Source organism: Cytophaga hutchinsonii ATCC 33406 (assembly GCF_000014145.1).
Taxonomy (GTDB): domain Bacteria; phylum Bacteroidota; class Bacteroidia; order Cytophagales; family Cytophagaceae; genus Cytophaga; species Cytophaga hutchinsonii.
On sequence record NC_008255.1, the window covers coordinates 26,617 to 41,755 of the forward strand.

The window sequence follows — 15,139 nt, forward strand, 5'->3', positions numbered from 1 at the left end:
TTGAAACGTTATAATTCACTTCAAGAGGTTCGGAAAGATCTTTCCGAAGGCAAAATTACATGCCGTTCCCTTACTGAATACTACTTAAAAAATATTGAAGCCAAAGCCCATCTGAACGCATACGTTGAAGTATACGCACAGGAAGCGCTTGCTACTGCAGATATTGTAGATGCAAAGATCAAAGCCGGAACAGCTGGTAAATTAGCCGGTATGGTTGTAGGCTTGAAAGACGTGCTTTGTCATAAAAATCACGGATTGCAGGCTTCAAGTAATATATTAAAAGGTTTTGTTTCTCAATTCAACGGCACAGCTGTTGAACGTGTGATTCAGGAAGATGCTATTATTATCGGCCGCCAAAGCTGTGATGAATTCGCAATGGGTTCCTCCAATGAAAACTCTGCTTTTGGTCCGGTGAAAAATGACGCGGACAATACGCGTGTACCGGGCGGTTCTTCCGGCGGTTCAGCAGTTGGCGTACAGGCGGATACCTGTTTGATTTCACTTGGTTCAGATACGGGCGGTTCTGTAAGACAACCGGCCGCATTCTGCGACATCATTGGGTTCAAACCTTCATACTCCAGAATTTCAAGATACGGATTGATCGCGTATGCTTCTTCGTTTGATTCTATCGGAATCATGGCAAGAAGCATTGAAGATACCGCATTGATGCTTGAAGTGATTGCAGGACAGGATGATTTTGACAGCACGGTTTCTTCAAAACCAGTTCCTTCATATTCAACGGAATTGGGCTTCTCAGGAAAAGCAAAAATCTGCTACCTGAAAGAAGCAGTAGAATCAGAAGGTGTAGCAAAAGAAATCCGCGAAGCCACACAAAAGAAAATAGACCAGCTTAAAAAAGACGGCCACACCGTTGAAGCAGTTGAGTTTCCGTTATTAGACTACATTCTTCCGACGTATTATATTTTAACAACTGCAGAAGCCAGTTCAAATCTTTCCCGGTTTGATGGCGTGAAGTATGGATATAGAAGTGAAAACGGAACTGATCTGGAGTCGATGTACAAGAAGACCCGTTCAGAAGGTTTTGGTAAAGAAGTAAAAAAACGGATTATGCTTGGTACGTTTGTATTGAGCGCAGGTTTTTATGATGCCTACTATACTAAAGCGCAGAAGGTTCGTCGTTTAATAAGAGAATATACCGAGAAGATCTTATCCGAATACGATTTCATGTTGTTGCCAACAACAACAACAACGGCATTCAAAATCGGAGATCATCAAAGTGATCCATTAGCCATGTACCTGGCAGACATCTTTACGGTGCATGCAAACCTTGCAGGTATTCCGGCCATTTCCATACCGAATGGAAAAGACGCAGCCGGTTTAGCAATTGGTATACAACTGATGGGACGTGAATTTGAAGAAGCAAAATTATTGGCCTTCTCAAACTACTTATTAAAACAGAATGAAAATTAGAATCACTTCAGCATATACAGGTTTAGCAGTATTATTCTCCATTCTTTTCATGGGAGCCAGTCCTGTGTGTGCTCAAACAGATTCTATAAATAATAAAGTGTTTGCAGACACTACTTCAATTGTTACATCAGGCGATTCTACCATTATTGAAGCAGAGATTATAGATGAAACAGTCCCTAAACAGGCTGCACAATCTTCTGTTGACCAGGTGATCGAGCAACGTTTAAAAGTGCTGCAAAACAAAGTTCCTCTTGTTTACAATGCAAAAATAAAAGGGTTCATCGATTATTTTTCTGTTCGTAATGCACGTTACGCTATGATCATGGAGCGCAGAAAACGCATCTATTTCCCTATGTTTGAAGAGATCTTAAAATCTCAGGGTGTGCCGGAAGAAATAAAGTATCTGGCAATTGTTGAATCCGGATTGAATGCGAAAGCGGTTTCACCTGCGGGTGCAGCTGGCCTTTGGCAATTCATGACCTTTACAGGAAAAGAATTTGGACTGAAACAGGATGACTTGCTGGACGAACGTCTTGATCCGGAAAAAGCTACTGTAGCTGCATGCCGTTATCTGACAGTTCTGTATAATACATTTAAAGATTGGGAACTTGCGCTGGCGTCTTACAATTGCGGACCGGGTAATGTGCGACGTGCCATTCGTAAATCCGGTTATAAGGAAACCTTCTGGCAGATCTATGATTACCTGCCTAAAGAAACCAGAAGTTATGTGCCGCAGTTTGTTGCGTTAACATACATTATGAATCACATGGGAGACCACGGCATTGTTGCTGATTCAATTGAATACCCGATTGCTTTTGATACCATATTTGTGAATCAATATTTTGATATGTTCACGTTTAGTGATGTATTGAATATTTGTACAGACGATATGCGTAAACTGAATCCTGCACTTAAAAAAGGCGTTTTGTCAGGCGCATATCCATATAAGATCCGTGTGCCGGTAGATAAAATGGCTCAGTTTTATTTAAACAGAATTGATATTCTGGATGCGTGCAGCAAGGAAGTACCACGTGAAAATGTAAGCAGCTCTCCTGTACGTGCCGTCACTAGCAGCAGCTCATCTTCGTCCGGCGCGCCGGCTTCTACACAAAAGGTTTATTATACCGTTAAGAATGGAGATGCATTAGGTACGATTGCCAGTAAATATCATGTTACGGTAACCGATATAAAACGCTGGAATAAATTATCATCAAGCACCATTCGCGTGGGGCAGCGATTGATTATCTATAAAAAAGTTTCGGCAACAGCGTCCAGAATATCAACTTCAGATACGGTAAAATCACCGGCTGCATCAACGGTACCCAAGTCTGCGCCAAGTGTATATTATGTAAAGAATGGAGATTCGCTTTGGACCATCTCTCAAAAATTCCCGGGACTCACCGTTGAGAAAATTAAAAAGCTGAATGGATTGACGTCCAATAGTATTAAAGTTGGGCAGAAACTAATTTTAAATTAAAATATACTTTTATACGCTTCTTTTTTTACACGCTATAAATAATCAAGTATTATGTCAATAAGTAAGGAAGACGCTTTAAACTATCATACACAGGGTAAACCTGGTAAAATAGAAGTTGTGCCCACAAAGGCATTAAGCACACAACTTGATTTAGCTCTGGCATATTCTCCCGGCGTAGCAGAACCCTGTAAAGAGATTGCTGCAAATAAAGAAGATGCATACAAATATACAGCCAAGGGTAATCTGGTTGCAGTAATATCAAATGGTACAGCTGTACTGGGCTTGGGCAACATCGGCCCGGATGCTTCTAAGCCTGTAATGGAAGGTAAAGGCGTATTGTTTAAGAAATTTGCCGGTATAGATGTTTTTGATCTGGAAGTAAATTGCGAAGATCCGGAACAGTTCATTAAAATTGTTGAATCGCTGGAGCCCACGTTTGGCGGAGTAAATCTGGAAGACATAAAAGCTCCTGAGTGTTTTATTATTGAACAGGAACTGCGGAAGCGCATGAACATTCCGGTAATGCACGATGATCAGCATGGCACAGCTATTATTTCTTCAGCCGCTTTATTAAATGCACTTGAAGTAGTAGGTAAAAAGGCAGAAGACGTTAACGTTGTTGTAAGCGGTGCAGGGGCTGCAGCTATTTCCTGCACGCGTTTGTATAAACATCTTGGTGTGCGTTCAGAGAATATTGTAATGTGCGACATTAATGGTGTGTTGCGGAAAGATCGCACAGATCTGGATGTGTCACAGCTTGAATTTGCTACCGGCCGTGATTTGTATACGCTTGCAGATGCCATGCCCGGAGCGGATGTATTTATTGGACTGTCTGCCGGCAACATATTAAAGCCGGAAGTGTTAGCAACCATGGCAAAGGATCCGATTGTTTTTGCATTGGCTAATCCTACCCCTGAAATAGATTATCATTTAGCACTGAATACAAGGCCTGACGTGATCATGGCGACAGGCAGATCGGATTATCCGAACCAGGTAAATAACGTACTTGGGTTCCCGTATATTTTCAGAGGAGCGCTGGATGTACGTGCAACGGAAATAAACGAAGCAATGAAACTGGCAGCCGTATATGCTATCGCAAAACTTGCAAAGGAAGTTGTTCCGGATACGGTAAACAAATCTTATGGAGACAATAAGATTACGTTTGGGAAAAATTATTTAATTCCAAAGCCATTAGATCCGAGGTTAATAACCACAATATCTCCGGCTGTAGCCAGAGCTGCCATGGAAAGCGGAGTTGCAAAAAAGGATATTGAAGACTGGGGGGCATATGAAGTTGAATTATTACAACGGATAGGTATTGACCAGCGCCTGATGTCACGCATTATCACACAAGCAAAACAGGAACCTAAACGGGTTGTGTTTGCAGAAGCGGATAATCTGAAAATCTTAAAAGCAGCGCAAATTATTTCCGATGAAGGTATCGCATTTCCTATTTTATTAGGCAATGCAGAAAAGATAAAAGAATTGCTGATTGAAAATGCACTTGTAATTAAAGACTTTTTAATCGTTGATCCTTTTGAAGAAAAAGAAAAACGTTCCCTTTACGGAAACCTGCTACACAATAAAAGAAAGCGTAAAGGTATAACGGCTGAAATTGGCAGAAAATTAATGCGTAACCGTAATTACTACGGCGCGATGATGGTTGAGACCGGTGAAGCAGATGCGTTTATTTCAGGATTGACGCAGGAGTATGGCGAAACCATAAAACCGGCACTCCAGGTAATCGGTGTAGAAGAAGGCATTAAGCGGGTTGCCGGAATGTATATTCTGAGCAACAGAAAAGGGGTTTATTTTTTCTCCGATACCACGGTTAACATGGACCCAACCGCCGAAGAGCTTGTAGATATTATTGGTGTAACAGCCAGAGGTGTAAAATTCTTTAATTTTGAGCCAAGAATTGCCATGCTGTCGTATTCCAATTTTGGATCCAATGAAGGGGCTGTACCAACCAAAGTTGCATTGGCAACACGGCTGGCAAAAGAAAAATATCCGGACCTGATCATAGACGGTGACATCCAGGCAAACGTCGCAGTTGATACAGCGTTGCAGGAAGAAATGTATCCGTTTAGTGCATTGGCAAAAGACGGTGCAAACACATTTATATTTCCTGCATTAACATCCGGAAATATTGCGTATAAATTATTGCAGGAAATTGGCGGAATGGAAGCCATTGGTCCGTTATTGATGGGCATGGCCAAGCCTGTACATATATTGCAATTAGGTTCATCGGTCAGAGAGATTGTAAACATGGTAGCTATTGCTGTTGTAGATGCGCAATCACAAAACAGTAAAATTAATTTATGATTGCCTACATAGAAGGAAAATTAGCACACAAAGACCCTACGTTTGTAGTCGTAGATGTTCAGGGAATCGGATATCACATACGGGTTTCATTACATACTTTTTCCCAGCTGAAGGATTTAGAACGTGTAAAAATACACACCTTTTTACATATCAAAGAAGATGCGCATACACTATTCGGTTTTGCAGATTTAATGGAAAAGGAGATGTTCTTACATCTTACATCCATTAGCGGCATTGGTCCCGGAACAGCACTGGTTGTATTGTCTTCCATGAACCCCATAGAATTAAAAGAAGCAATTGCGCGGGAAGATGTGAAAACGATTCAATCTGTTAAAGGTATCGGTTTAAAAACAGCACAGCGTGTAATTCTGGAACTGAAGGATAAGATGAAAAAGGATGCCCTTTTAGCCGGTTCAGATTCAAAACAGAATTTTTCAGTATCGCACAATAGTATCCGTTCTGAGGCGTTAACAGCATTGATTACGCTAGGATTTACAAAAACTGTGGCTGAAAAGAACCTGGATCTTATTTTAAAAGGCAACTCAAATTCATTTACGCTTGAAGATTTGATCAAGCAAGCTTTAAAAATGTCTTAATACCCCTCTGTGAACTCAAGGAAAAAATTCATACTACCGTTATTCGGAGTTTCCCTATTTTTTGTCTTTTGGGCTGCATTTTCCAGCACCCGAGATGGCTCGTATTATTCATTCAAAAAAATATTTACCCCTGACGATAGTACGAAGAGAATAAAAACAAGAAGGCCTACGTATCAGAGTGAGGACCGTGTGGGAGATCAATACAATAATCCTACAAATAAATCTCCGCTTGAACTTCAAAATCCGGATAACATCACGGAAGAAGTAGAAATAGATACGGCAACAGGCAATTATATTGTGCGTGAAAAAATCGGTGATATGGAATACCGTACGCAAACATACCTGACTTTTGAAGAATATTACAAATACAAAAACAAACAGTTGCTGCGGGATTACTGGCAGAGTAAAGGTAAAACAGATCCCAATGATCCGATGGCAACCCCTCCGCAAAAACCGGGGCAGCCATTTGGCTTTACAAAACACATAAAAGGACTTGAAGGTCCTTTTGGCAGTAACTATGTAGACATCCGTCCGAGTGGTTTGGTGACACTTGACTTTGCAGGCCGTTGGCAGCGGGTGAATAACCCGGCTTTGCCGATTAAACAGCAACGGAATGGTTTGTTTGATTTTGATCAGCAGATCAGTATGAATGTGATCGGTAAAATTGGTGAGAAGCTGAAACTGACCGTGAACTGGGATACCAAGGCCGCTTTTGAATTTCAAAACAGTGTTAAGATTCAATACACGGCATTTGAAGAAGATATTATTCAGGCAATCGAAGTTGGCCGGATCAATATGCCTCTGAATTCCTCTTTAATGACAGGCCCTCAGAATTTGTTCGGTTTAAAAACCAAATTGCAATTCGGCAGATTGTCTGTAACAGCAGTAGCAGCAAGACAGGATGGTAAATTAGATGAAATCAAAATAGGCGGCGGCGGCCAGGGGCGCACCTTTGAAATTAAAGGTGATGCATACGAGCCCTACAGACACTTTTTCCTTGGACAGTTTTTTAGAGAAAATTATGAAAGATCCCTTAAATCAAGTCCGACAATATTATCAAACGTACAGATAAAACGGGTTGAAGTATACGTTACAAACAGAAACAATACAACAGCTAATTTACGGAATGTAGTAGGTTATCTGGATTTGGGAGAGAACGATTCGCTTTATCGTAAAAACCTGACTAAAAACGTTCCTACCGATGCTCCTTTTAATGAAATTAATAATTTATATCCGGCCATTAACGGATTCAGATCCATTGAAACACTCTCTGCAGATGTAGCCACCCTTAATGCAGCCTGCGGATGTACATTTCAGGATGGTACCGATTATACCTATCTGAAAAGTGCACGTAAGCTTGCCCCAACCGAATTTACCTTTCATCCGGACTTAGGCTATATCACTCTGCAATCAAGGTTAACAGAAGATGTTGCATTATTGGTTGCCTATCAATATACGTATGACGGAAAGGAATATACCGTCGGAGAACTTTCAGATGAATATGCCAACCTTCCGGAAAATCAATTGGTATTTGCCAAAATGATTAAACCGCCATTGGTTAAAACTCGACTGCCTACGTGGGATCTGATGATGAAAAATATTTATCAGATTGGAGTAACTCAAATACAACGGGATAATTTTCAGTTCAGAATCATTTATAAAGATGATGCAACGGGTGCAGATATTCCAAACCTTCAGGAAGGGACCAATACCAAAGGTGTTCCCTTACTTCAGCTGAGTGGAATGGATTTATTAAACCCGAACAATGATCAGGCGCCTGATGGTAACTTTGACTATGTAGAAGGATTAACGATCGATTCAAAAAATGGCCGGATCATATTCCCGGTACTCGAACCTTTTGGTTCTAATCTTGAAAAGTATTTTCTGCCAACCGAGCAGGCGCTGAAATCGAAGTATGTATTTTCGGAGTTGTATGACTCCACATTTTCAGATGCCCAGCAAATTGCAAGCAAAGACAAATACTTTTTCAAAGGAAGGTATACAGCTGGTACGGCAAGTGAAATCATATTGCCGGGGATTAACGTTTCTCAGGGATCGGTTGTTGTAATTGCAGGTAGTACAACATTGGTTGAAGGCGTTGATTATACAGTAGATTATAACTTAGGAAGAATTAAAATTTTAAATGACGGCGTACTGGCTTCCGGGCAGGAAATACGGATACGTTTTGAAAAGCAGGATCTGTTTAATTTCAGAAGGAAATCCTTTATGGGAACACGGCTGGATTATAAAGTCAATGAAAATATTTTAATAGGCGGTACGTTCCTGCATTCTAATGAAGCACCTAACATTACGCGTGTGAATATTGGAGACGAACCCGCATCCAATACAATCTGGGGCGTAGATGCAAACATCAAGCAGGATTCCAGAATGCTTACACGTGCAGTAGATTTATTACCTGTTGTAGCTACTAAAGCTCCATCAAATATTAATTTTCAGGGAGAGTTTGCACAGTTCATACCGGGCTACAATAAAATCATTGATAAGAATGGCGGCGGCGAAGGCGGTATTGCATTTATAGATGATTTTGAAGGAGCTAAAACACCGTACGATTTAACACGTTCTCCCATGACGTGGCGTATAGCATCAACACCACAGCGTATAGACAGTGCGAGAAGCAATACGCTGGCATACTCTTATAAAAGAGCGAAGCTTGCCTGGTACAACATTGACAATATTTTCTACCGTTCTAATAATGGGCTTCCCGGATATCTCAGCTATGAGAACATAACCAATCACTTTGAACGAAACATTACCATACAGGAACTGTTTCCGAACCAGGATCTCAATGTTGCTGTTACCAATATTCCAACGCTGGACCTGGCATACTATCCGAGAGAAAGAGGTTCTTATAACTACAACCCGGTATTAACAACAGACGGGCGGTTGGTAGACTCTACCAAGAACTGGGCGGGTATGACCAAGGATCTTAAAAATGATGTAGATTTTGATAATGCAAACATTCAGTACATCGAGTTCTGGTTGCTGAGTCCATACATGGAATCAAACGGCCGTAACCTTATTGACGGGGTTCCGATGGATGAGACAAATACAGGTACGCTTTATTTCAATTTAGGAAGTATATCAGAAGATGTGCTTAAAGATAACCTGCAATCATTTGAAAACGGTTTGCCAACAAATGATGCACTAATAGCATCAAATACAGATACAACACTGTGGGGGCTTGTGAGTAACCAGCAGTTTATTACAAATGCGTTTGATAACTCAAGCGGTTCAAGAGAAAAACAGGATATCGGTCTGGATGGGTTGAATGATGCACAGGAAGTAAATTTTTTCAGCGGCTATTTGAATGATGTTAATAATTTATCGGCATTAACTCCGCAAGCGTATGCGAACTTAACGAGTGATGTAAGTGCAGATAACTTCGGCTATTATTTAGGAGGCGACCTGGATGCCAGTGAGGTGTCAATATTAGGCAGGTATAAAAATTATAACCGTACACAAAACAACTCACCGGTAAACAGCGGTGCTGCTATAACCCCTGCTAATACTACCTATCCCGACAATGAAGATTTAAATGCCGACAATACGCTCAACACCCTTGAAGAGTATTATGAGTATAAAGTAAGTATTGCAAAAGATAAATTTAAAGTAGGTGAAAATTATATTGTAAGCTCCAGAAATTACACGGTTGAATACGTAGGAGGAGCAAAGGAAACCGTAACCTGGTATCAGTTCAGAATTCCGATCCGCACACCGGACTCTATTGTAGGAGATATTCAGGGCTATAAATCCATTAAATGGATGCGTACCTATGTTACAGATTTCAAATCTCCGGTAGTGCTTCGTATGGCACAGTTTCAGCTGGCAGCCAATCAATGGAGAACGTACCAGTTGGAAGATAAAGAAACTGGCGCCGCTGTCGGAGGCAAACCAGACTTGTCTGTATTAGATCTGTCTGTTGTAAATATTGAAGAGAATAGTGACCCAACCGACAATACAACCCCCTACGTTTTACCGCCGGGCTTTAACAGGGATTACGATGCTACTTCAGTCACCACACGAAGAAACAATGAGCAATCGCTCCGCTTGTGTATCGATGATTTAGCAGATGGGTATACAAAGTCTGCGTATAAAAATGTCAACGTAAACCTGATGAATTACAAACAGCTTAACATGTTTGTGCATGCAGAAACCACGAAAGATATTGCAGCTTATAACGGAAACGCATATGCGATTTTGAGATTAGGTACAGATTATACGAATAACTATTACGAAATTCAGGTGCCGCTGCGCTTCACGGATCCGATTGGTACCAGAGACCCCAATGAGGTATGGAGAAGTGAAAATGAAATCAATGTTAATATAAGTGATCTGGTTGCAACAAAAGTTGCGCGTAATAGTGCAGGCGCTTCCATGCAGCAATCGTTTACACAAACGATGGCAAATGGACAGATACTTTCAATCGTTGGCAATCCGGATTTGTCTGCTGTTGTAACCATCATGATTGGGGTTAGGAATCCGCGTGGCGGCTACACGAGCCCAATGTCGTTTTGTATCTGGGCAGATGAACTGCGCACTTCCGGCTTTGTCAGCCACAGCTCGTATGCGTATGCTGCCAAGCTGAATATGAAGCTGGCCGATCTGGGTATGTTTAATTCTTCTATCCGGTATACATCTGCCGGTTTTGGTTCGCTTGATCAAAAAACATCTGAACGGGAACGTGCAAACACACTTGAGTATGGATTGAATACGTCTCTGAATATGGAAAAATTTATTCCGGGCAAAACAGGAATAAAACTGCCTATGTATGTAGGCTATAACCGAAAGACTATTACACCCGTATATGATCCGCTCAATCCGGATGTGGATCTCCAGCAATCGGTCAATGGACAGGCCGATCCCAAGGCATATAAAAAATTAATTATTGATGAAACAACCAATAAGGCCATAAACTTTCAAAACATACAGAAGGTAAAAGTAAACCCGGCGGCTAAAAAACATGTATACGATGTTGAAAATTTAACACTGAGTTTGGGCTTCTCTGAATTGAAGCGAACCAGCTTTGATATTAAAGAATACAGATCTACTAACTATACAGGTTCATTAGGTTATTCCTACACAAATAACTCTAAAAGTTATACGCCTTTTAAATCAATGACTGCCACAAAAGGTATTCTGACACCACTAATAAAGGATTTCAATTTTACACTGCTGCCAAGTCAATTTACATTCAGAGGGGCGTTAGATCGAAAAATTACCAAATCGCAGTATTACGAATCCGGGCCGACAACTCCTGCACAAAAAGCATTGTATGAAAAATATTTCACGTTCACGAGAAATTATACAATGATGTGGAACTTTACCAAATCAATAACCGGTACCTATAACGCGAATGCATACGCATTGATTGATGAACCCAACAGGGAACCGGGTGATCAGGCATACAAAGATACAATTGCAGCAAATTTAATGAAGTTTGGGCGTTTGAAAAGATACGACCAAACCATGGGCCTTCAATATAAGCTGCCGTTAGATAAGATTAAGGCGCTTAACTGGACAACCATGGATTATACCTACAAAGCAGGCTACAACTGGGAAGCGGGTTCACTTGCCCTAAGGGATTCACTTGGAGCAAATGTAATGCAGAATAAAAGTGACAATCAGATCAATGGCAAAATTGATCTGGACAAACTTTACAGCAAGTCAAAGTTTTTAACAGAAATGAAAAAACCTAAACCGGCGCCGAAAAAACCTGACCCCAAAGATACCATACCGCCACCGCCAAACCGTGCATTGCTGAAGGCTGCTTTCCAGACATTGATGGCAATTAAAAATGCCAACATAACGTATTCCAATCAACAGACCACAAACATTGGCGGCTTCTTGCCAACACCGCATTACTTTGGTGTAGCTGATGTACCGCAGGGAGGAGAAATGCTTCCGTTTGTATTGGGTTCTCAGGATGCATCATTCAGAGAAACAGCCGCAAGTAACGGATGGATTTCGAAATCAAGAAGTTTGAATAGTTTATTCACGCAGCAGCAAACACAAAACATTACCGTAAAAATAAACGCAGAGATTACGAGAGATCTGAAAATAGCATTCGAATCCAAATACTCCTATTCGAGGCTGTATGCAGAACGGTATAGATATAATGACACACTGCAAAGGTACATTTCTGAAAACCCATCGCTGAGTGGTAATTATTCAATTTCAACAATTACAATTTTAACATCCTTTGATAAACATGTGAGTGGTTCACTCGACCCGAACTCTTCAGCAAATTTTGAAAAATTCAAATCGTACCGTCAAATAATGATTGACCGACTGGATGGACAACCGGGCGATTATGAACAAAATTCTCAGTCTGTTTTGATTCCCGCTTTTCTGGCCGCTTACATGGGACAGGATCCGAACAAAAGCGACCTGAATGGGTTCCCGAAAATTCCATTACCCGGCTGGCAAATTGATTATTCAGGATTGGCAAAAGCTAAAATGTTTAAAAAGAAGTTCCAGTCAATAACCTTTTCGCATAAATATTCAAGCCAGTATTTAGTTGGAAGTTATACTTCTCAGAACGTTTATAATTACAACTACATAAATCCCGGAAGTGATTTTTACAGTCCTACACGCATTCCGGATTCGATAAATTCAAGCGGGCAGCTTGTTCCGATTTATGTTATCAACGGTATTTCTGTGAATGAAGCATTTGCACCATTTATAGGGTTTAATGCCCGTACAAAAAATAAGATTACGTATAAATTATCTTACAGCCGTACCCGCACGTTAAATATGTCGCTTACCAACGCGCAGTTAACAGAAAGTCTGAATAATTCGTGGCAGATAGGGATTGGATTTGCGCGTTCAAATGTACCTATTCCAGGATTTTTAACCGGGGGACAAAAACTAAATCTGAAAAATGAATTAAATATTCAGGTAAACTTTACGCTCAATGATATGATAACTTATCAACGTAAATTCGAAGAAAATACTACCGTTACGGCAGGTAATACCAATATACAATTCAAGCCAACCATTAGCTATAATATTTCGCAGCGGGTTACCATGATGTTTTATTTTGAACGGACCATTAACAGTCCTAAAATTTCATCTTCATACAGACGCGCTACAACAGCTATTGGTATTCAACTCAGATTTACATTATCTTAAATGAGACGGTTTTGTTTCTCTTTAAAAAGAATGTATTTTTGGTTATTAAATATTTGAACTATGAACTTTCCTTCTGAATTAAAATACAGCAAAGATCACGAATGGGTTCGTGTAGAAGGCCAGACAGCTTATGTTGGCATTACTGATTTTGCGCAAAAAGAATTAGGTGATATTGTTTACCTGGATGTAACATCTGTTGGACAAACGATTGATAAAGAAGCAATCTTCGGAACAATTGAAGCAGTAAAAACAGTTTCAGATTTATTTATGCCGGTTAGCGGGGAAGTATTAGAATTCAATGCTGAATTGGAATCTGCGCCTGAATTAGTTAATTCAGATCCATATGGTAAAGGCTGGATCGTGAAGGTTACGTTAGCGAATGCTTCAGACCTGGATGCTTTATTAGATGCAGCCGCCTATACAACACTGGTTGGTGCTTAACACAAATCACATACGATTCCTCAGAATATACGGCCCTGCTGTAGTCTGGGGAATTTTTATTTTAATCGCGACCTTAACACCCGGAAGGTCGCTTCCTTCCAGCTCACTGTTTCGGTTTGATAAACTGATTCACGTTATTATTTTTGGCGTATTTGCCTGGCTTGTTTTAAGAGCGTTGTATTTATCCGGACGCTTGACTCCAGAAAACAGTTTTCGTATATATATACTCGTTGCAAGCGTAACAATCGTTTTCGGAATTGCTATAGAATTAATGCAGCAGCTTATTCCTGACAGAGGTGCAGACATAAACGATGTGATTGCAAATACTACAGGAATCATTCTGGCGCAGTTGATTTTTTATTTTACTCATCGGAAAAAACAAGTATGAACATACGGACACTGGCTGCATATATGGTGTTTCAATGCGTATTTCTGATTTCATGGAGTCAGGATCTTAAGCGTGTGCAAAAAACAATCACAACATTAACGTCAAAAACATATCATGGACGCGGTGCTGCCAGCAATGGCGATGGATTAGCCGCTGCATACCTGGAAAAACAATATAAAGAAACAGGTTTAAAACCAGTCGACACGAACTTCTTGCAGCCATTCACCTATGCAATAAATACGTTTCCGGGCAAAATGAAATTGAAATCGAACCTGGGTGTTTTTAAACCGGGGATAGATTATATTGTCAAATCAACGAGCGGTCCAGGCAAAGGTACATGCGATGTGTATCTGGTCGACACATTGATTTTTACAGATGATGGTAAATTAAAAGAATTTCTTCAGCTGGATGTGACTGCATTGGTAGTGGTATATCCGAAAAAATATTTTAAAGAGTTTACCGCTTCAACCCCCGATTTATTAAAGCAGCTGTATTCAGCAGCAGCCATCATTGAATTGCAGGATAAGAAACTGACCATGGCATTGGCAGATCAATCGTTTGGAACACCCGTGTTTGAAGTTTTAACAACGTCGTTTTCTCCCGATATAAAAACCATTTCATTTGAAATTGAAAATGAACTGATCAAAAAGCATCAGGCAAATAATGTTATCGGCATGATAGAAGGGCGCTCTAAAAAGGATTCCTTTATTGTACTTACAGCACATTATGATCACCTGGGAACGCTTGGCAGGAAGGCTTATTTTCCTGGTGCCAATGATAATGCAAGTGGTGTAAGTATGTTGCTGGAGTTTGCGCATTATTACATGGAAAACCCGCCGGAATATTCCATGCTGTTTATTGCTTTTGCCGGTGAAGAGTCCGGTTTACTTGGCTCGTCGTATTTTGTAGCGCATCCATTGGTTCCATTAGCCGGCATTCATTTCCTGATTAATCTGGATCTGTTGGGAACAGGGGATGATGGCATTATGGTTGTAAACGGAAGTGTATTTAAACCCGCTTACAACAGACTTATAGCCATCAATGAAGAGAAAAAGCTGTTGCCTGCTATTAAGATGCGTGGCGAGGCAGCTAATTCCGATCACTATCCATTTTATAAAAAAGGTGTTCCGTGTTTTTTTATTTACACCTTGGGCGGAGTCGCAGCTTACCATGATGTACAGGATGTTGCAAAGACATTGCCGCTGACGAAGTATAGGGAAGTGTTTCAGCTGATTGTTTTGTTCAACGGTGAAAAATGACACGTTAGATTTGACTGTATAAAAATAATATTAAAAATTTTTGTATTTAGAAACAGGCAACGACAATACA

The 15,139-nt window shown here is 40.5% G+C and carries 8 protein-coding genes; all 8 read left to right on the forward strand.

What is annotated here, in order from left to right; all coding sequences use genetic code 11:
- The 8 genes from gatA to CHU_RS00165 all read left to right on the forward strand — a co-directional run bounded on the left by gatA (position 1) and on the right by CHU_RS00165 (position 15,069).
- On the forward strand, positions 1–1,431 hold the full coding sequence (gene gatA, locus CHU_RS00130) for an Asp-tRNA(Asn)/Glu-tRNA(Gln) amidotransferase subunit GatA (protein WP_011583435.1): 1,431 nt from the start codon (positions 1–3) through the stop codon (positions 1,429–1,431).
- Positions 1,421–2,908 (forward strand): lytic transglycosylase domain-containing protein, encoded by a 1,488-nt coding sequence (locus CHU_RS00135; protein ID WP_011583436.1) that lies wholly within the window; start codon positions 1,421–1,423, stop codon positions 2,906–2,908. Before gatA ends, CHU_RS00135 begins: the two co-directional genes overlap by 11 nt.
- Before the next feature lie 51 nt (positions 2,909–2,959).
- Positions 2,960–5,233, forward strand: coding sequence for an NADP-dependent malic enzyme (locus tag CHU_RS00140; RefSeq protein WP_011583437.1), 2,274 nt, complete (start codon positions 2,960–2,962; stop codon positions 5,231–5,233).
- On the forward strand, positions 5,230–5,829 hold the full coding sequence (gene ruvA, locus CHU_RS00145) for a Holliday junction branch migration protein RuvA (RefSeq protein WP_011583438.1): 600 nt from the start codon (positions 5,230–5,232) through the stop codon (positions 5,827–5,829). Before CHU_RS00140 ends, ruvA begins: the two co-directional genes overlap by 4 nt.
- Before the next feature lie 189 nt (positions 5,830–6,018).
- The gene (sprA, locus tag CHU_RS00150; RefSeq protein ID WP_238379318.1) at positions 6,019–12,981 is read left to right on the forward strand and encodes a cell surface protein SprA; all 6,963 of its coding nucleotides are present in this window, start codon (positions 6,019–6,021) and stop codon (positions 12,979–12,981) included.
- Between the two features lie 60 nt (positions 12,982–13,041).
- Positions 13,042–13,422, forward strand: coding sequence for a glycine cleavage system protein GcvH (gene gcvH, locus CHU_RS00155; RefSeq protein ID WP_011583440.1), 381 nt, complete (start codon positions 13,042–13,044; stop codon positions 13,420–13,422).
- Positions 13,415–13,810: a VanZ family protein gene (locus tag CHU_RS00160; protein WP_238379319.1), complete on the forward strand. Its 396-nt coding sequence runs from the start codon at positions 13,415–13,417 to the stop codon at positions 13,808–13,810. Before gcvH ends, CHU_RS00160 begins: the two co-directional genes overlap by 8 nt.
- Positions 13,807–15,069 carry a M28 family metallopeptidase gene (locus CHU_RS00165; RefSeq protein ID WP_238379320.1) on the forward strand — a complete coding sequence of 421 codons (1,263 nt, stop codon included), beginning with the start codon at positions 13,807–13,809 and terminating at the stop codon, positions 15,067–15,069. Before CHU_RS00160 ends, CHU_RS00165 begins: the two co-directional genes overlap by 4 nt.
- The last annotated feature ends 70 nt before the right edge of the window (positions 15,070–15,139 follow it).